General features: G+C 67.7%; 19 protein-coding genes. 10 read left to right on the top strand and 9 right to left on the bottom strand.

Features of this window, described 5'->3' with window-relative positions:
• The first annotated feature begins 17 nt into the window (after nt 1-17).
• Nucleotides 18-1,472, top strand: coding sequence for a LysM peptidoglycan-binding domain-containing protein (locus JO391_RS07200; protein ID WP_259444843.1), 1,455 nt, complete (start codon nt 18-20; stop codon nt 1,470-1,472).
• Here the strand turns inward: JO391_RS07200 and JO391_RS07195 are convergent.
• Nucleotides 1,447-1,839 carry an ArsR/SmtB family transcription factor gene (locus JO391_RS07195; RefSeq protein ID WP_220663735.1) on the bottom strand — a complete coding sequence of 131 codons (393 nt, stop codon included), beginning with the start codon at nt 1,837-1,839 and terminating at the stop codon, nt 1,447-1,449. The two genes, JO391_RS07200 and JO391_RS07195, sit on opposite strands and share 26 nt — an antisense overlap.
• A 94-nt stretch (nt 1,840-1,933) precedes the next feature.
• Between JO391_RS07195 and JO391_RS07190 the strand changes: the two genes are divergently transcribed.
• The 5 genes from JO391_RS07190 to JO391_RS07170 all read left to right on the top strand — a co-directional run bounded on the left by JO391_RS07190 (nt 1,934) and on the right by JO391_RS07170 (nt 9,118).
• Nucleotides 1,934-3,763, top strand: a complete 1,830-nt coding sequence (locus JO391_RS07190) for an ABCB family ABC transporter ATP-binding protein/permease (RefSeq protein WP_220663734.1) — start codon at nt 1,934-1,936, stop codon at nt 3,761-3,763.
• 78 nt (nt 3,764-3,841) lie between these two features.
• Nucleotides 3,842-4,495 carry a tetratricopeptide repeat protein gene (locus tag JO391_RS07185; RefSeq protein WP_220663733.1) on the top strand — a complete coding sequence of 218 codons (654 nt, stop codon included), beginning with the start codon at nt 3,842-3,844 and terminating at the stop codon, nt 4,493-4,495.
• 17 nt (nt 4,496-4,512) lie between these two features.
• Nucleotides 4,513-5,886: an outer membrane protein assembly factor BamB family protein gene (locus tag JO391_RS07180; protein WP_220663732.1), complete on the top strand. Its 1,374-nt coding sequence runs from the start codon at nt 4,513-4,515 to the stop codon at nt 5,884-5,886.
• A 66-nt stretch (nt 5,887-5,952) separates the two neighbouring features.
• Nucleotides 5,953-7,428, top strand: coding sequence for a ribosome biogenesis GTPase Der (der, locus tag JO391_RS07175; RefSeq protein WP_220663731.1), 1,476 nt, complete (start codon nt 5,953-5,955; stop codon nt 7,426-7,428).
• Nucleotides 7,429-7,579: 151 nt separating this feature from the next.
• Nucleotides 7,580-9,118 carry a trimethylamine methyltransferase family protein gene (locus tag JO391_RS07170; protein WP_220663730.1) on the top strand — a complete coding sequence of 513 codons (1,539 nt, stop codon included), beginning with the start codon at nt 7,580-7,582 and terminating at the stop codon, nt 9,116-9,118.
• Between the two features lie 53 nt (nt 9,119-9,171).
• Here JO391_RS07170 and JO391_RS07165 read toward each other — a convergent pair whose 3' ends face one another.
• Nucleotides 9,172-9,453, bottom strand: coding sequence for a DUF6477 family protein (locus JO391_RS07165; protein WP_220663729.1), 282 nt, complete (start codon nt 9,451-9,453; stop codon nt 9,172-9,174).
• Between the two features lie 216 nt (nt 9,454-9,669).
• Here JO391_RS07165 and JO391_RS07160 point away from each other — a divergent pair, with 216 nt between their 5' ends.
• Nucleotides 9,670-10,770 (top strand): DUF6456 domain-containing protein, encoded by a 1,101-nt coding sequence (locus JO391_RS07160; RefSeq protein WP_220663728.1) that lies wholly within the window; start codon nt 9,670-9,672, stop codon nt 10,768-10,770.
• A gap of 4 nt (nt 10,771-10,774) precedes the next feature.
• On the opposite strand, the gene JO391_RS07155 is transcribed toward JO391_RS07160, so the two are convergent.
• Complete coding sequence (locus JO391_RS07155) at nt 10,775-11,356, bottom strand: LysE family translocator (RefSeq protein WP_220663725.1); 582 nt, start codon at nt 11,354-11,356, stop codon at nt 10,775-10,777.
• Nucleotides 11,357-11,493: 137 nt separating this feature from the next.
• Nucleotides 11,494-12,195 (bottom strand): aquaporin Z, encoded by a 702-nt coding sequence (gene aqpZ, locus JO391_RS07150; RefSeq protein ID WP_220663723.1) that lies wholly within the window; start codon nt 12,193-12,195, stop codon nt 11,494-11,496.
• A gap of 164 nt (nt 12,196-12,359) precedes the next feature.
• On the opposite strand from aqpZ, the gene lipA reads away from it, so the two are divergent.
• Nucleotides 12,360-13,310: a lipoyl synthase gene (gene lipA, locus JO391_RS07145; RefSeq protein WP_220663721.1), complete on the top strand. Its 951-nt coding sequence runs from the start codon at nt 12,360-12,362 to the stop codon at nt 13,308-13,310.
• Here lipA and JO391_RS07140 read toward each other — a convergent pair.
• From JO391_RS07140 to hpt, 5 genes are all read right to left on the bottom strand, one after another.
• Entirely contained in the window at nt 13,307-14,509 is a 1,203-nt protein-coding gene (locus JO391_RS07140) for an MFS transporter (protein ID WP_220663719.1), read from the bottom strand. The two genes, lipA and JO391_RS07140, sit on opposite strands and share 4 nt — an antisense overlap.
• 115 nt (nt 14,510-14,624) lie before the next feature.
• On the bottom strand, nt 14,625-15,248 hold the full coding sequence (locus JO391_RS07135) for a glutathione S-transferase family protein (protein ID WP_220663717.1): 624 nt from the start codon (nt 15,246-15,248) through the stop codon (nt 14,625-14,627).
• Nucleotides 15,245-16,135, bottom strand: a complete 891-nt coding sequence (locus JO391_RS07130) for a c-type cytochrome (RefSeq protein WP_220663715.1) — start codon at nt 16,133-16,135, stop codon at nt 15,245-15,247. Before JO391_RS07130 ends, JO391_RS07135 begins: the two co-directional genes overlap by 4 nt.
• Nucleotides 16,136-16,207: 72 nt before the next feature.
• Nucleotides 16,208-16,381 (bottom strand): hypothetical protein, encoded by a 174-nt coding sequence (locus JO391_RS07125; RefSeq protein WP_220663713.1) that lies wholly within the window; start codon nt 16,379-16,381, stop codon nt 16,208-16,210.
• Nucleotides 16,382-16,387: 6 nt separating this feature from the next.
• Complete coding sequence (gene hpt, locus JO391_RS07120; protein WP_220663712.1) at nt 16,388-16,927, bottom strand: hypoxanthine phosphoribosyltransferase; 540 nt, start codon at nt 16,925-16,927, stop codon at nt 16,388-16,390.
• Nucleotides 16,928-16,997: 70 nt separating this feature from the next.
• Here hpt and JO391_RS07115 point away from each other — a divergent pair, with 70 nt between their 5' ends.
• Both JO391_RS07115 and JO391_RS07110 read left to right on the top strand, forming a co-directional pair.
• Nucleotides 16,998-17,453, top strand: coding sequence for a type II toxin-antitoxin system RatA family toxin (locus JO391_RS07115; protein ID WP_220663711.1), 456 nt, complete (start codon nt 16,998-17,000; stop codon nt 17,451-17,453).
• A gap of 56 nt (nt 17,454-17,509) precedes the next feature.
• Nucleotides 17,510-18,358 carry a CE1 family esterase gene (locus JO391_RS07110; protein WP_220663710.1) on the top strand — a complete coding sequence of 283 codons (849 nt, stop codon included), beginning with the start codon at nt 17,510-17,512 and terminating at the stop codon, nt 18,356-18,358.
• Nucleotide 18,359: the final 1 nt, after the last annotated feature.

Here is an 18,359-nt window from a genome sequence, read left to right as displayed (position 1 = left end):
GGGACGACGGGGGAACGATGGCCAGATGGTCAGAAATGGGATCGGGCGCGCGCGCGGGCCTGATTTCGGGGGGCGTGGCGGTGGCCGCGGTGGCGGGGGCGCTGGTCTGGTACGCGTCGCGACCCTTGCCCGAAGTGACGGAAGTTCCGGCGCAAAGCCAGGTGGCCGCGACGGCAGAGCCGGCTGCGACGCCCGCACCTGCAGCAGAGACGGAACCAAAGGCGGAGGCTGCGGCAGAGCCCGCGCCCGAGGCCCCGGCGGCGACACCCGCCGCGCCCGAACTGCCGACGGTGGATGTGGTGCGGATCGAGCCGGACGGCGCGGCGCTTGTGGCGGGCCAGGCGGCAGCGGAGGCGACCGTTGCCGTGCTGGTGGACGGGACGGAAGCCGTCAGCACCCAGGCGGATGGCTCGGGCAAGTTCGTGGCGATGTTCACGTTGCCACCTTCGCAGGCGGCGCGGCTTCTGACCCTGGTGATGCGGCTGGCCGATGGCACCGAGGTGCCGGGCAAGGAAAGCATCGCGGTCGCCCCGACCGAGGCGCCCGAAGTGGCTGTGGCGGCGGCAGAGCCCGCAGCGCCGATTGAACCCGCAGGTGAAGCTGAAGCAAAACCGGCAGAAGAGCCGGCCGCAGCGCCCGAGCCGGAGGCGCCGGCCGCCCTGCTGGTGACCGAGGATGAGGTGAAGGTGATCCAGGGCGGCGATGCCGCCGGAATCCCGCCCGAGGAGGTGGTGATCGATTCCATCGCCTACGAGGCCGAGGGGGCGGTGCGAATCTCGGGCCGGGGCATGGGCGGCGCGACAGTGCGTCTGTACCTGGACGATGCGTTCCTGGCCGAGACGCCGGTTGCCGCGGATGGGCAGTGGTCGGTGGTGCCCGAGGGGGTGAGCCCCGGCCTGCACCGGTTGCGCGCTGACCAGTTGGATGGCACGGGCAAGGTGATTTCGCGCTTCGAGACACCGTTCAAGCGCGAAGATCCGGCGGCGCTGGAGGCCGCGATGGCGGAACCTGCGGAACCGTCAGCGGAGCCTGCGCCGGAACCAGCGGCACCGGAATCGGCGGCGCCCGAACCGGCGGCGACTGAACCGGCGGCACCGGAGCCCGCAGCAGTTGCGCAGGTGCCCGAGGCGCCAGAGGAAGAGCCCCCGGCGGCGGTAGCCGAGGCGACGCAAGAGCCTGCCGTGCCAGCGGTTGCTGAACCGGCGGCGGCCCCGGCGGCGGAACCCGCTGCCCCTGCCGCCGCCGAACCGGCGACGCCCGTGGCGACGGCTGAAGCCGAGGCTGCGCCCCCGGCGCAGGAAATGGTGACGATCACCGTTCAGCCGGGCAACACCCTTTGGAAGATCGCCCGCGACAACTTTGGCGAAGGTGTTCTTTATGTTCAGCTCTTCGAGGCGAACAAGGACCAGATCCGCGACCCGGACCTGATCTATCCGGGCCAGGTGTTCACCGTTCCGGCGCTGAAGCCGTGATTTCGGTGGTCTGTGCGGCGGCCTGATCCCGTTCGGAGAGCGGGACTGACGCCTCGTCAGCGCAGCAGGCGCGGACCTTGGCGTTGCCGAAGCAGCAATCGTTCAGCAGATAGCCGATGGTGCGGCCGATGCCTTCGGCATCGACGGAATAGAACACGTTGCGCGCGACCTTGCGTGACCGGATCAGGCCCGCCTGTTCCATCTGGGCCAGGTGGAAGGACAGCCGCGAGGCGGACAGCCCAAGGCTGCGCGCAATCTCGCCCGCCGGCAAGCCTTCCTCGCCCCGCGGCATCAGGAGCCGCAAGAGATCGAGCCGCTGGTCGTTGGCCAGGGCGGAGAGCGCGGAGAGGGCTTGTCCTTTCTGCATCCTTCAAATACTCATGAACTGTTGAATCATCATTAGCCGCAAGCCGCGCGCGGATCAACCTTTCCTGCTGCGGCCAGCCAGAGGCGCCCCGGACATGAGCAATTCCTCGACAGACCCGCACGCTCCGCAGGCAGCGAGCGGATGGCAGACGATCCGGCGCGTGGCGCCCTATCTCTGGCCCGAGGGCGAGACCTGGGTGAAGCGGCGGGTCGTGATGTCGCTTCTGTTCCTGCTGGCGGCCAAGGTGATCTCTGTCTCGACGCCGTTCCTGTACAAGGAGGCGGTGGACGCGCTGGCGGGCGACGCGCCGGGGGTGGCGACGTTTCTGGCGCTTGGCGCGGTGGGTCTGACGGTGGCCTATGGGCTGGCGCGGCTTGGCGGGGTGCTGTTCGGCGAATTGCGCGATGCGGTCTTCGTCCGGGTGGGCCAGCGTGCCATGCGCAAGCTGGCGCTTGAGACCTTCGAGCACATCCACCGGCTGTCGATGCGCTATCACATCACGCGGCGCACCGGAGGCCTGAGCCGGGTCATCGAGCGTGGCGTGAAGGGCGTGGATTTCCTTCTGCGCTTCCTTCTTCTGTCCATCGGGCCCCTGATCCTGGAACTGACCATGGTTGCGGTCATCTTCGCCGTGGTCTTCGGCTGGACCTATTCGGCCGTCGTGGTGACGACGGTGGCGCTTTATGTGCTGTTCACCTTCCGCGTGACGGAATGGCGGGTGCAGATCCGGCGCGAGATGAACGACCAGGATACCGATGCCAACCAGAAGGCCATCGATTCGCTGCTGAATTACGAGACGGTGAAGTACTTCGGCGCTGAGGGCTGGGAGGCCGCGCGCTATGACCGGGCGATGCAACGCTATGAAGTGGCGGCGGTGCGCACGGGGCTTTCGCTGAGCTTCCTGAACGCAGGGCAGGCCTTCATCATCACCACAGGGCTGGTGATCGTGATGGTGATGGCGGCCTTTGGCGTGGAGGCCAAGACGCTGACCGTGGGCGATTTCGTGATGGTCAACGCCTATATGATCCAGATCACCATGCCGCTTGGCTTCCTGGGCACGGTGTACCGCGAAATCCGCCAGTCGCTGGTGGACATGGGCGAGATGTTCGGGCTTCTGTCGCAGCCGGCCGAGATCGTGGACAGGCCCGATGCGGCGGAGCTGAAAGTGGCGGGCGGGGCCATCGTCTTCGACGATGTGCGCTTTGCCTATGAGCCTTCGCGCCCGATCCTGAAGGGGATTTCGCTGGAGGTGGGCGCGGGGCAGCGGGTGGCCTTGGTGGGCCATTCGGGTTCCGGCAAATCGACCATCGGGCGGCTCTTGTTCCGGTTCTATGACGTGACGGGGGGCGCGATCCGCATCGACGGGCAGGATCTGCGCGAGGTGACGCAGGAGTCGCTGCACCGGGCCATCGGGGTGGTGCCGCAGGACACGGTGCTGTTCAACGACACGGTCTATTACAACATCGCCTATGGCCGGCCTGGCGCCACCCGCGAGGAGGTGGAGGCGGCGGCGCGGGCGGCGAAGATCCACGATTTCATCCTGTCGCTGCCCGAGGGGTATGAAACTACGGTGGGCGAACGGGGGCTGAAGCTTTCGGGTGGCGAGAAACAACGGGTGGGGATCGCGCGGACGCTGTTGAAGGACCCGCCGATCCTGGTGCTGGACGAGGCGACCTCGGCGCTGGACACCCAGACCGAGCGGGACATCCAGGAGTCCTTGCGCGAGATGGGGCAGGGGCGGACGGTGGTGACCATCGCGCACCGGCTGTCGACCATCGCGGACAGCGACCTGATCGTGGTGATGGAAGAGGGCCGCATCCTGGAGCGCGGCACGCACGAGGCGCTTCTGGAGGCGGGCGGGCGCTATGCCGCGATGTGGGCGCGGCAGTCGGCGGAAGAGGAAGAGGCGCTGGCGGCGGAGTGAGGCCGGCGGCGCCCGGCAGGGCTTGGCTTATCCGGGCCAAGCCGTGTAAGACGAGCGCGCGACGCCAAGGAGATGCCCGTGCATAACCCCGACAGCTTCATCGAGGAAGTGACCGAAGAGGTCCGGCGCGACCGGCTGTTTGCCGCCTTCCGCAAGTATGGCTGGATCGGCGGGCTGGTTGTGGTGGCCATCGTCGGCGGCACGGCCTGGATCGAGTGGACCGCCGCGCGTGAGGCGGCGCGGGCGGAAGCCTTTGGCGATGCGGTGCTGGATTCGCTGGACATGGGCGGCACCGAAGAGCGCCGCGCGGCGCTGTCCGCGATTCCCGCGGAGGGTAGCCAGAAGGCGGTGATCGACCTTCTGCTGGCCTCGGACCCGTCCGAGGACAAGGCGGCGACGCTGGCCGCGCTGGACCGGCTGATCGCCGATCAGACGCAGCCGCAAAGCCTGCGCGACCTTGCGGTGCTGCGCCGGGTGATCGTGGCGGGTGCCGAGATGCCGCTGGCGGACCGGCAGATGGCACTGGACGGCATTGCCCAGCCGGGCCGCGCCTTCCGCACCCTGGCCGAGGAACAGCTGGCCTATCTGCTGATCGAGGCGGGTGACACCGCAGCGGCGATCACCGCGCTTCAGGCGCTGACCGTGGACCAGGAGGCCTCGGCACCCTTGCGGTCGCGGGCGGGGCAGGTGATCACCGCGCTTGGCGGTGACCCCGCCGCGGATGCAGGCTGACGGCAGGATCTGGACAGATGGCAGCTTCGGGGCGGATGGCTTGGCATGACGGACGCCGCAACGCTTTGGCGGCATTGGTCGTGCTGGCAACGGTGGCGGGCTGCGCGGAAAAGGAGCTGATCCTTCCCGGCCCGCGCTATCCGCTGGACACCGATCTGGCGACGGTCGAGGTGGATGCTTCGGGGCAGGTCGCGCCACCCGCGCAGCCGGCGAACAGATCGGTGCCGATCTCGGTACCCGCGGGCGAAGCCAATGCGAGCTGGACGCAGCGCGGCGGCAACGTGCGCCATGTCTCGCCGGTTGGGCGTCTGTCGGCGCAGCCTGTCATGGTCTGGTCGGCGCCGATCGGCGAGGGCAACTCGCGCCGCGCCCGCATCCAGGCCTCGCCCGTGGCGGGCGACGGGCTGATCTTTGCCATGGATTCCGGCACGCAGCTTGTGGCGGTGAGCGCGGCGAGCGGGCAGGCGGTCTGGGCAAGGAACCTCGCGGCGGGGTTTGACCGGGGTGGCGGCCCGGCCGGGGCGGGCATGGCCTATGACCGCGGCCGGCTCTACGTTTCCACCGTGTCGGGCGAGTTGGTCGTGCTGGACGCCAGAACCGGCGGGACGGTCTGGACGAAGCGTTTGGACGTACCGGCCGCGGGCGCACCTGCCGTGGATGGCGACATGGTCTTTGTCGTGCTGCGCAACGGCACGGCGCTGGCGATGAGCACGGCGGATGGCAAGATCCTGTGGTCGGGCATGGGCTCGGCCAACCGGTCTGGGACAATGGGCGGCGGCGCGCCGGCCGTGGCCGGAGACCGGGTGCTGATTCCCTATGAAAGCGGCGATGTCTCGGCCTATCTGAAGCGGTCGGGCCACCAGCTTTGGGCCTCGGGCGTGGGCGGCCAACGGGTCGGTCGGCCCTATGCCTCGTTCTCGGAAGTGACGGCCGATCCGGTGATCCTGGGGGGCACGGCGATTGTCGGCACCTCGGGCGGGCGGACGGCGGCGCTGGACATGGAGACCGGCGAGGTGCGGTGGTCCGCCGGCGAGGGCGCGCTGAACCCGGTGATGCCGGTGGGCGGATCGCTGTTCCAGGTGACCGATGACGGGCATCTGGTGAGGATCAATGCTGGCGACGGCGCGGTGATCTGGTCGGTTCCGCTGCCCTATTTCGTTGAGCAGAAGCCGAAGAAGCAGCAGGCGATCTATGCCCATTACGGCCCCGTGGCCGCAGGCGGGCGGATCATCGTGGCATCTTCAGACGGCTACCTGCGCGTGTTCGACCCGCGCGACGGGCGACTTGTGACCACGGCGGTGATTCCGGGAGGCGCCTCCTCGGCCCCTATCCTGACCAATTCGATGCTTTACGTCATGGGCGGCGACGGGCAACTTCACGCTTTCCGCTGAGGCGCCGGCCATGTAAGGCATCCGCTTCGGGACCTGCGGGCCCCGGTGTTTGCGGAGGTGTTTGCCATGTCCTTCACGCTGGCCATTGTCGGGCGCCCGAATGTGGGCAAGTCGACCCTGTTCAACCGCCTGGTCGGGCGGCGGCTTGCGCTGGTCGATGACCAGCCCGGCGTCACGCGCGACCTGCGCGAGGGCGATGCGCGGCTGATGGACCTGCGCTTTACTGTGATCGACACGGCCGGGCTGGAAGATGTGACCGACGACAGCCTGCAGGGCCGGATGCGGCGCCTGACCGAGCGTGCGGTGGACATGGCCGACATCAGCCTGTTCCTGGTGGACGGCCGCGCCGGCCTGACCGCGACGGACCGGGTCTTTGCCGACATCCTGCGGCGCAAGGGCGGGAAGGTCATTCTGGCGGTGAACAAGGCGGAAGGCTCTGCCGCCGATGCGGGCGCGCTGGAAGCCTGGGAGTTGGGCCTGGGCGAGCCGGTGCGGATTTCGGCCGAACATGGCGAGGGGATGGAAGACCTCTATCACCTGCTGCGCCCGCTGGCCGCGGAATACGACGAGCGCGAGGCCGAGACCGCCCCGGCGGTGGAGGTGGACCTTTCCGAGGCCGAGGGCGAGGAAGAGGCCGATCCGCTGGCGCATCGCCCGACGGCGGCCAAGCCGTTGCAGATTGCCGTGATCGGCCGGCCCAATGCCGGGAAATCGACCCTGATCAACAAGATCCTCGGGACCGACCGTCTGCTGACCGGGCCGGAGGCGGGGATCACCCGCGACGCGATCTCGCTGCGGTCGGACTGGATGGGCACGCCGATCCGCATCTGGGACACGGCGGGGATGCGCAAGAAGGCGCGCGTCGTCGAGAAGCTGGAGAAGCTGTCGGTCGCCGACGGGTTGCGCGCCGTGCGCTTTGCCGAGGTGGTGGTGGTTCTGCTGGACGTGGAGATCCCGTTCGAGACCCAGGACCTGCGCATCGCCGATTTCGCCGAGACCGAGGGGCGCGCGGTCGTGGTGGCGGCGAACAAGTGGGACCTGGAGGACGAGAAGCAGGAAAAGCTCGCAGATCTGAAGGAGATGTTCGAGCGCCTGCTGCCGCAGCTGAAAGGCGCGCCGCTGGTCACGGTTTCGGCCAAGACGGGGCGGGGGCTGGACCGTCTGCACGATGCCATCGTGCGGGTGCATGACATCTGGAACAAGCGGATCACCACGGCCAAGCTGAACAGCTGGCTCGGGGCGATGACCGAGGCGCATCCGCCGCCCGCACCGGGGGGCCACCGCATCAAGCTGCGCTACATGACCCAGGTGAAGACCCGGCCCCCGGGTTTCGTGGTGATGTGCAGCCACCCCGACCTGATGCCCGACAGCTACAAGCGGTACCTCGTGAACGGGCTGCGCGAACATTTCGAGATGCCGGGCACGCCGATCCGGCTGACGTTCCGCAGCCAGGGCGACAAGAACCCCTGGAAGGAGCGCAAGTTCCACACGCCAAGCCGGTTGCGCAAGCACATCGACCGGAAGGGGTCGAAGGAGGATTGAGCGCAGCGCGGGCCTTGAGCCCGCGCTGACTTTGGGGGGCGTCGCTTTCGGGGAAAGCCTATGTCGCTTTTTGCCTTCAAGGGGCGGTTTCGGGGAGAGGCTGCGCGGGGCTTGGCGGCATAAGGGCCGGGAACAGCGCGGGAGAGAAGCGATGAGCGACACGGGCGGACGGCGGGCGCGGGGCGGCGGGGCGGCGCGGCGGGCGGAACGCAGCGCGGTGAGCTTTGAGACTGCGCGGTTCATCGAGCGCAACATCCCGAATTTCGAGGTGCTGACGGCCGAGGCCATCGAGATCATTGAGCACAATGCCGAGAAGGTGCTGGAAGAGATCGGCGTGAACTTCGTCGAGAACCCGGCGGCGCTGGAACGCTGGCGGCAGGCGGGCGCCGATGTGCGCGGCGAGCGGGTGCATATTCCGCGCGGGCTGGCGCGCAAGCTGTGTTCCACCGCGCCGAAGAGCTTTGTCCAGCACGCGCGCAACCCCGAGCGCAATGTGGACATCGGTGGGCGCAACCTGGTGCTGGCGCCGGTCTATGGCCCGCCCTTCGTGCGCGATGCCGATGGCGGGCGGCGCTATGCCACGATCGAGGATTTCCGCAACTTCGTGAAGCTCGGCTACATGTCCAAGTGGCTGCACCATTCGGGCGGCACGGTCTGCGAGCCCACGGATATCGCGGTGAACAAGCGCCACCTGGACATGCTGCTGGCGCATATGACGCTGTCGGACAAGCCCTACATGGGGTCGGTGACGGCGCCAGAACGGGCGGCGGATTCGGTTGCGATGTCGAAGATCCTGTTCGGCGACGATTTCGTGGACCAGAACACGGTGATGACGAGCCTCGTCAACATCAACTCGCCCATGACCTTCGACGGGATCATGATGGGCGCGCTGGAGGTCTATGCGGTGGCGAACCAGGCGGCCATCGTGTCGCCGTTCATCGTGGGCGGGGCCATGGCGCCGGTGACGGTGGCGGGGACGCTGACGCAGGTGCTGGCCGAGATTCTGGCGGGCGTCAGCTATTCGCAGCTGGTGCGGCCCGGTGCGCCGGTGATCGCCGGGGCCTTCGTGACCTCGATCGACATGAACTCGGGCGCGCCGACCTTCGGCACGCCGGAAGCGAGCCTCATCACCTATGGCGCGGGGCAGCTGGTGCGGCGGCTTGGGTTGCCCTATCGCTCGGCCGGCGCGTTCTGCGGGTCGAAGCTGCCGGATGCGCAGGCGGCCTATGAAAGCGCGAACAGCCTGAACATGGGGCTGCTGGCGGGCGTGAACTTCATGCTGCACGCTTGCGGCTGGCTGGAGGGCGGGCTGGTGTCCAGCTACGAGAAGTTCGTGATGGATGCCGACCAGTTGGGTGCGCTGCACGGTCTGGCCAGGGGCGTGAGCGTGGACGAGAATGCGCAGGCGCTGGATGCGATTGCCGAGGTGGGGCCGGGCGGGCATTACCTGGGTTGCGCGCATACCCAAGCGAATTTCAAGTCGGCGTTCTGGCGGTCGGATCTTCTGGACTACAAGCCCTTCGAGACCTGGGCCGACGAGGGTAGCCGGGACACCCAGGCGCTGGCGGGCGAGCGGGTGAAGAAGCTGCTGGCCGATTACCAGGCACCGGATCTGGACGAGGGCAAGCGCGAGGCGCTGGAAGCCTTTGTCGCCAAGCGCAAGGAAGAGATGCCCGACGCCTTCGTCTGAGATCGGCGGGACAGGTGCGCCGGGCCGGGCGGCAACGCCCGGCCCCTTGCGTTTCAGACCCGAGCGGCGGGCAGGAGGCGGGCTTCTGCAATGAGGGCCGACAGAACCTCGATGTGACGCATGGCCGAATAGGCGGCATCGCCGGCGCGGCGGGTTTCTTCAAGCCGCTCTTCCTCGGTCATCAGGCGCGGTACGGCGCGTTCGGGCGGAAGGGCATCGTCGATCAGCCGGCGCAGGTCGCGGTCGCGGCGATAGCTGGCCAGGCCATGCCGGGCCGCATTCACCAGAAGCCGCGGGCGGCGCAGGTCGGCAAGGGCACTGTGGGGGTGGGTCATCGGAGCCTCCATCTGGAACACGCCGATCCTGCAACAATACAACCTGGCGTTGCGTATTGGCCCGTTCGAGCGAACGCCGGCTTTGCCCAAGTTTAGGTTCTGGCAACAATTATGGCCGAAGCCGAGGAAGTTAACCGTCGGGTAACCAATGCAACCCACGGTGGAGGTGCCCCTGTGGATATGTGGATAACTTGCGGGGGCGTCAGGGACGAAGAGATGAGCGACACCGCATTGCCGCAGCGCCACAGACCCGACTGGTTGCCCGAGGGTGTGAGGCTGTATCTCGATCATGTGGCCTCTGGCCTGACGCTGCGGGAATTGGCGCGGCGGGAAGGGCGGGCGGCCTCGACCGTGTTGCGGCAGGTTCGCCGCACCGAAAGCCGCCGCGACGACCCGCTTCTGGATGAGGCGCTGTCCGCGCTGGCGCTACTGACTCTTGCCCCTGACCGAAAGGATGACCCCGCGATGTCAGCCCCGATCCGCATGGAACGGCTTGCCCTGGACGAAACCCTGATCAACCGCGAGGGCCGCCGCGTGCTGCGCCGGCTGGCCGAGCCTGGCACCCTGTTGGTGGTCGCCCCCGAGATGGAAAAGGCGGCGGTGCTGAAGTCGCTGCCCGATGGCACGACGCTTCGGTCGGGCGTGGTTGACCGCGCCGTGGCTCAGGCCTTTGCGGTGAAGGACTGGATCGGGGTGCGCCGGTCGGGCCGGGTGACGGCCTACGAGATCACAACGGCCGGTCGCGCCGCGCTGAAGCGGATGCTGGCCGACGAAGACCGGCCGGGCCTGGCCGAGGCGCCCGCCGCCTTTGGTCACCAGCACCGGGACTGGGAGGAACGTGCGGTTGCGGGCGAGGATGGGGTGACGCGCCTGCGGGTGAACAGCGCGGAAAGCCCGGTCGCCATCCTGGGACGCAAGAAGGACAAGGAGGGCAAGCCCTTTCTGGAGGCCGAGCTTGTGCGCGCGGCGGAACGGCTGCGCGAGGATTTCGAGGTGGCGCAGATGGGGCCGCGCGTGGCGCAGAACTGGGACCGGTTCCTGACGGCGGGGGACCGGGGCGGGTTCCGGTCGGATTCGGGCCTGGCCGAGGGGCCGCGCGGGGCGCGTGACCGGGTGGCCGCGGCGCTGCGCGACCTGGGGCCGGGGCTGGGCGATGTGGCACTGCGGGTCTGCTGCTTTCTGGAAGGTATCGAGACGGCCGAGCGGCGCATGGGATGGGCCGCGCGGTCGGGCAAGGTGGTGCTGCGCATCGCGCTGATGCGCTTGAAGCGGCACTACGACGAGACCTATGGCCGGTCCGGCCCGTTGATCGGCTGAAGGCTCAGGCCGCGCCGAGGGCCCGCGCCAGAAGCGTGGCCGAAACGACCCCCAGCCAGACGGCGGCGGCGCGGCGCAGGAGGATGACGCTGCGCGTGCCGCCGGTGCGCGCGGCGACCAGCGCGCCGCCTCCGGCCCACAGCATGGCGACGATGACCACCTGCGCGGCGAACTGGCCGAGGTTGGCGAGGATGCCCGTCACGGAAGGTGCCGGCAAGAGAACCAGACCGAAGATCAGCGCCTTGGGGTTGAGAAGCGTGGTCACGAACACATCGCGGGCCGTCACGCTGCCACTGCCCGAAGGGCCGGCGGAAGGCAGGCGCCAAAGGCGGATGGCGAGCCACGCCACCCACAGGCCGGCCGCCAGCGCGATGGCCGGGCGCGCCTCGGGGAACCGGGACAGAAGGGCGGCGCCCGCCAAGGTCAGCGGTACGACGGTGGCAAGGTATCCGGCAAGCTCGGCCGGGATCAGGCGCAGGACGCGGGGGAAGCCGCGTTCGGTCCCCGCCAGAAACAACAGCGTGTTGGTCGGCCCCGGCGTGAGCAGGAGCGCGAAGATCGCGGCGGCAAGTTCAGGCGGTCCCATCCCGTTGGGCTTTCTGGCTGGCGGCAAGTCATTGTGCAGCTGCAGCGAAGCAGAAACCCTGATGGGGATCAAGCGCGGTCGCGGGGAAAAAAAAGGCCGCGCCCGGTGGGGCGCGGCCAGAACAGGATGTGGCCGGATCAGTCGGCGCGGGTGATGCCCGCTGCATAGACAATGCCGGCAATGGCGCCGCCGAGGAGCGGGGCCACGATGAAGAGCCAGAGCTGCGAGATGGCCGCGCCGCCGGCAAAGAGCGCCGGACCGATGGAGCGCGCCGGGTTCACCGACACGCCGGTCACGTTGATGCCGACGAGGTGGATGCCGGTCAGCGTCAGGCCGATGGCGAGGCCGGCAAAGCCGACCGGGGCCGAGGCATGGGTCACGCCCAGGATCACGGTGACGAAGATGAAGGTCATCACCAGTTCGAACAGGAAGGCGGCCATCACGGAGTATTCGCCGCCATAACCCGCGCCCCAGCCATTGGTGCCCATGCCGCCCGTCCAGCCGGGCGAACCCGAGGCGATGAGGTACAGCACCAGGGCGCCGAGGATGGCGCCGACGATCTGCGCGATGGCGTAGCCGATGAAATCGCCCAGGCTCATCCGGCCGGCGGTGACCATGCCCAGCGAGACGGCGGGGTTCAGATGTGCGCCCGAGATGGCGCCGATGCCATAGGCGGCGGCAACGATCGAGATGCCGAAGGCCAGCGCGATGCCGGTGTAGCCGATGCCCACCGACACGCCGGCGCCGTTGAGCACGGCCTGGGCGATCACGGCAGAGCCGCAGCCGAAGAACACCAGTATGAAGGTGCCGAGGACTTCGGCGATCAGTTTCTTGGACATGATTTCTCCTGTATCTGTCCCGACGCGCCCTGCGGTTCCCGTCTTTCGGCGCATACCTGCCTTGCCCCCTGCGCTGCCGACTGGCGTTCCGCGTGAGGCAGGCGCATATTACACGGGAAAGTTTGAAACCGTGAGCGGTTTTTTGCCGATCCGAAAGGGACCCGATGCGCGACCTGAAGCTTCCCGATCAGCGCCACCCCGAAAAGGCGCACCGTCCCGATCAGGCGCAGCCGAAGAAGCCGGCCTGGATTAGGGTGAAGGCGCCGACGTCGGAGGGCTACAAGCAGACGCGCGACATCCTGAAGGCGAAGAAGCTGGTCACCGTCTGCGAAGAGGCCGGTTGCCCAAACGTCGGCGAGTGCTGGAGCCAGGGTCACGCCACCATGATGATCATGGGCGAGATCTGCACGCGGGGCTGCACCTTCTGCAATGTGGCGACCGGCAAGCCGCAGACGCTGGATGCCTTCGAGCCGGGGCGGGTGGCCCATGCGGTGGCCGAACTTGGGCTGAACCATGTCGTTGTCACTTCAGTGGACCGCGACGATCTGGAGGATGGGGGCGCCGAGCATTTCGCCCAGACCATCCGTGCCATCCGCCACCGCGCGCCGGGCACCACGATCGAGGTGCTGACGCCCGATTTCCTGAAATGCCCGCCCTCGGCGCTGGACACCGTGGTGGCCGCGCGGCCTGACGTCTTCAACCACAACCTTGAAACCGTGCCTGGGCTTTACCCCGAGGTGCGGCCCGGCGCGCGCTATTTCCACTCGCTGCGGCTGTTGCAGAAGGTGAAGGAGATGGACCCGACCATGTTCACCAAGTCGGGCATAATGGTGGGCCTGGGCGAGGACCGGCAGTCGGTCTTGCAGGTCATGGATGACATGCGCGCGGCGGATGTCGATTTCCTGACCATTGGCCAGTATCTGCAGCCCACGCCAAAGCATCACCGGGTGGACCGGTTCGTCACGCCCGAGGAGTTCGCCTCCTACGAGACGGCGGCTTATGGCAAGGGGTTCCTGATGGTCTCCGCCACGCCGCTGACCCGGTCATCCTACCATGCGGGCGACGATTTCGCGAAGCTGCGGGCGGCGCGGCTGGAAAAGCTGGGGCGCGGCTAAAGGCGCTTCACGTCCGGTAGGAACACGGCCAGCACGCCGATCAGCGGCAGGAACGAGCACAGGAAGAAGACGTGGCCGATCGAGGTCGCGTCTGCGATCTGCCCAAGCGCCGCGGCGCCAAGCGCGCCCATGCCGAAGGCCAGACCGAAGAACAGGCCCGCGACAAGCCCGACCTTCTTTGGCAGCAGGTCCTGCGCATAGACGATGATCGCCGGGAAGGCGGAAGCCAGCACCATGCCCGCCAGCGCCGAAACGGCGACCGAGGGCCAGAGCGGCAGGTGCGGCACCAGGAGCGCCAGGGGCGAGACGCCAAGGATCGACACCCAGATCACCCGCTTGCGGCCGATGCGGTCTCCGATCGGGCCGCCGATGATGGTGCCCACGGCGACAGCCAGCAGGAAAAGGAAGAGGAACAGCTGCGCCTGGGGCACAGAGACCTGGAAGCGGTCGATCAGCCAGAAGGTGTAGTAGCTGGAATAGGCCGCCATGTAGACGAACTTCGAAAAGGTCAGCGCGATCAGCACGCAAATGGCCAGCACAACCCGCGCCTGGGCCAGGTCATGACCCGCCCGCACGGCGCGGCCCGCATGCATCCGCCGCATCCCTTCGGCCGCGTACCAGCGGCCCACGACCCACAGCACCGTCATGCCCGCCAGGGCGACCAGGGCGAACCATCCGATGCTGCCCTGTCCGAAGGGGACCACGATGAAGGCGGCGAGCAGGGGCCCGATGGCCGAACCTGCGTTGCCGCCGACCTGGAACACGCTTTGCGCAAAGCCCGGACGCTTGCCCGCGGCCAGCCGCGCAATGCGGCTGGATTCGGGGTGAAAGACCGAAGAGCCCAGCCCCACCAGCGCCACCGCCACCAGCACGACCCAGAATGCCGCAGCCTTGGCCAGCAGCAAGAGCCCGAGGAGCGTGAAGCCCATGCCCGCGACCAGCGAGAAGGGCAGGGGCCGGCGGTCGGTGTAAAGCCCGACCACGGGCTGCAAGAGCGATGCCACGCCCTGGAAGACAAAGGTGATGAGCCCGATCTGCCCAAAGGTCAGGGCCAGTTCGTCCTTCAGGATCGGATAGATCGCCGGAATCAGCGATTGCATCAGGTCGTTCAGCATATGGCAGACGGCGATGGCGCCGATGATCGGCAGCACTGTCGCGTAGTGCGCCGGCTTGGACGCATCAGCGGATCGGTCGGACATGGAGGACTCGGGTTTTCCTGTGCCGCGCAGGACACGCCTGCGGGGCGGGAATGTCAATCCGCGAAGACCCTGTCCCGGGTTGCCCGACAGGCTGGGGAAGTGGACCGCGGGAAGCTCAGGCCGGGGCGATGAACGGCTGGCGGATCTCCTGGAAGACCTCCAGCGCCTCGGCCGCAGCGCAATGCGCGGACAGCGCGGGCAGGGCATGCCAGTCCACCAGGCCGGGATGCGCCTCGGAGGTGAAGCGCAGCACGGCAGCCACGGCGATGTCGGCGTGACCGATGTGGTCGCCAAACCACCAGGGGTGGCTGCGGCCCGCGCGATCTGCCTCCAGCGCGGTCAGCACGCCGCCGATCTGGCCTTCGCATCGCGTCATCCAGACCGGCGAGGTCACGTCATGCAGCCGCCGTTCATAGAACAGGCTCACCGCCTTGTCGGCCAGCCCGCAGGCCAGGGCCGCGATCCACAGCGCGCGGTGGCGGTCGGGCTCGGCACGCGGAAACAGCGGCTGGTGCATCTGCCCGTCCAGCCAGTCGAGGATCAGGTGGCTGTCGGTCAGCACCGCGCCATCGGGCAGGATCAGCGTCGGCACCCGCACCAGTGGGTTCAGCGGCCGGATCTTCTCGGCATCGCCGAAGACCGACCACGGACGATGTTCGAAAGGCATCCCGTACAGCCGCAGGGCGATGCCAACGCGGCGTACGAACGGGCTGTCGTATTGGCCAATGAGCGTGATCATGGCTGGGGCGGAACCTTCTTCAGATAGGCGGCAATGGCGCGCCGGTCGGCTTCGGGCAGGCGCGCCATGTTGTCCACCACATGGGCCATGTGCCCGCCGACCGAATCGAAATCCGGCGTGAAGCCCGAGGTGAGGTATTCCACGATCTCGTCCTCTGACCAGGTCAGCTTGCTCGGTGTGATGTTCGGCGTGCGGCCCTTGCCATCGGCATTGGGGGCCCCGGCCAGCCACAGCGACCGGTCCATCCCACCCATGATGTTGCGCGGGGTATGACATTCGCCGCAATGCGCCTGCGCCTCGACCAGATAGCGCCCGCGGGTTTCCTGCGCGGTCAGCGGGTCGGCCACCGTCCAGGCGGTCGAGATGTTGAACAGCTTCCAGACGCCAAGCGTGCCGCGGATGTTGAAGGGGAAGGCCAGCTCATGCGGCTGCGACGGCGTGGGGTCGGCCGGAAGCGTTGCAAGATAGGTGCGCAGGTCGGCCACGTCCTGCAGCGTCATCTTGTTGTAGCTGGCATAGGGCAGGGCAGGATAAAGATGCTCACCCTCGCGCCCCACGCCATGCATCAGCGCCGAGGCGAGGTCGGCCGTGGACCAGGCGCCGATGCCGTGATCGGGGTCGTTCGAAATGTTGGGCGCAACGAAGGTGCCGAACTGCGTGACAAATCGCTGGCCACCCTTCAGCACCAGTTGGTCATCGCCCTTGGCGCCATCGGCCATGTGGCACGAGGCGCAGCCGGTCGCCCAGAACACCATCTCGCCGCGCCGGACCTCTCCATTCAGGCCGGCCAACCGGGATTCGGGGATGGGATTCGGGCGGGCAAACCACCAAAGCGCGACCAGCGCGAGGATGCCGACGATAAGCATGAGGCGAAGGATGCGGGACATGCGGAAACCTCGTGGAATGCTTGCAAGCGGAGACTAGGGCCAAGGCGGGCCGAAGGAAACCGGGATCGCGGATCAGGAGGGAATCCGGCGCGGGACCCGGTTGACCGTCAGCCAGTCGGGCCAGCCCCAGATATGTTCCACAGCCACCAGCGACAGGCAGAGAAGCACGACCACAAGGATCACCGTCGCCATCCTGGCCGAGGGCGGGTTGCGCGCCCATTGCGACATGCGAAGAAGCCAGCCCATGCCGCGCTACTCGGTGAACCGGACCTTGCCGATATACGGCAGGTTCCTGTTGCGCTGCGCGAAGTCGATGCCGTAACCCACGACAAATTCATCGGGAATCTCGAAACCCGTCCAGGAGGCGCGGATCGGCACCTCGCGTCGCGACGGCTTGTCCAAAAGCGCGCAGACCTCCAGCCGGTGCGGCTGGCGCGACAGAAGCAGGTTCTTCACATGGCTGAGCGTGAAGCCCGTATCCACGATGTCCTCGACAACCAGCACGTCGCGCCCGCCGATCTCGCCGCGCAGATCCTTTAGGATGCGCACCTCGCGCGAGGACTGCATGGCGTTGCCGTAGGACGAGGCTTCGAGGAAATCCACCTCGACCGGCAGGTCGATCTCGCGCACGAGGTCGGCGATGAAGACGAAGGACCCGCGCAGCAGGCCCACGACGATCAACTTGTCGGTGCCGCGGTAGAAGGCGGTGATCTCGCGCGCCAGGTCCTCGACCCGCGCGGCGATCTGCTTGGCGCTGATCATCTGGTCGATGACATAGGGTCTTTGCGTCATGGCGTCCCCTTGATTTCCGCCCCAGTCCTAACCAATACCGGCAGGCAAGTCACGCCGACCGGATGCGCCCATGCCCAGCCATCATGAAAACCGGGTCATGCCCTACAGCGCCCAGCAGATGTACGATCTGGTGGCCGATGTGGCGCGCTATCCCGAGTTCCTGCCGTGGAACTCGGCCGCCCGCATCCGCTCGCGCGCGCCGATTGACGGCGGCGAGGTGATGGAGGCCGATCTGGTGATCAGCTTCAAGGTGTTCCGCGAACGTTTCGGCAGCCGGGTGACGCTGCTTCCGGCGCAGAAGCGGATCGAGACGATCTACATCGACGGGCCGTTCAAGCACATGAGGTCTCATTGGGCCTTCGCCGATCGGCCCGAGGGCGGCTGCGAGGTGGAGTTCCACGTCGATTTCGAATTCCGCAACGCGATCCTGCAGGGGATCATCGGGGTGGTGTTCAACGAGGCGATGCAGCGCGTTGTGCGCGCCTTCGAAAAACGGGCAGAGGATCTGTACGGCAAGCGAAGCTGAAGCGACGGAACCGCCCGTGTCGCGCGTAACAGGCGGACATGGTTGAAGGGTCCGCGATGCGCTTTCTGATCTTCCTTCTTTTCCTGTCGCTGCCCGCCCTTGCCGAGACAGTCGAACTGGACGGGCGCAGCTACCGCATCGACCTGCCGAAGGATCCGGCTGGCGCGCCTCTGATCGTGGTGCTGCACGGGGGCGGCGGCTCGCCCGACCAGATCGCCCGCAACACCGGCATCAGCGCCGCGGCGCTGCCCGAAGGCTATGCCGTGGCCTATCCGCGCGGGACGGGGAACCTGCCCACCTGGAACGGCGGCTACTGCTGTGGTGCCGCAGCGCGCAAGGGCGTGGACGACCTGGCCTTCCTGGATGCCGTGGTGGACGATGCCGTGGCGCGCTTCGGTCTGGATGGCAGCCGCATCTATGCCGCCGGAATGTCGAACGGGGCCATCATGGCCGAGACCTGGGCCGCCGCCCGGCCGGACCGGCTGACGGCGGTGGTGGCCGTCGCGGGCACGATGGATGCCGCCCATGTGCCCGTGCGGGGCAGGGTGCCGCTTCTCCTCATTCACGGCACGGCCGACACCCAGGTGCCCTATGACGGCGGCCGGGGGGAGAATTCTCTGACGCAGACCGATTTCGCCTCGGTCGCCGCAGTGCGCGACGCCTTCCTTGTGCCGTGGGGCCCTGTGGTTCATGCCCAGGCGCGCATCGACGATCCGGCGGTGGGCAATGCCGTCCGGGTGGATGACTACCACACGCCGCAGGGCGTTCTGGCGCTGCGGCTGATCACCGTCGAGGGCGGCGGCCATGACTGGCCCGGTAGCCGCCGGGCCAGCCGGGCGGGGCAGGGCGCGTCCACTTTTTCGGCCACGACAGAGATGTTGCGGTTTCTCGAACTTTTCCCCTGAC

This window comes from Neotabrizicola shimadae (genome assembly GCF_019623905.1).
Taxonomy (GTDB): domain Bacteria; phylum Pseudomonadota; class Alphaproteobacteria; order Rhodobacterales; family Rhodobacteraceae; genus Neotabrizicola; species Neotabrizicola shimadae.
This window is presented reverse-complemented; position numbering and strand designations above follow the sequence as displayed.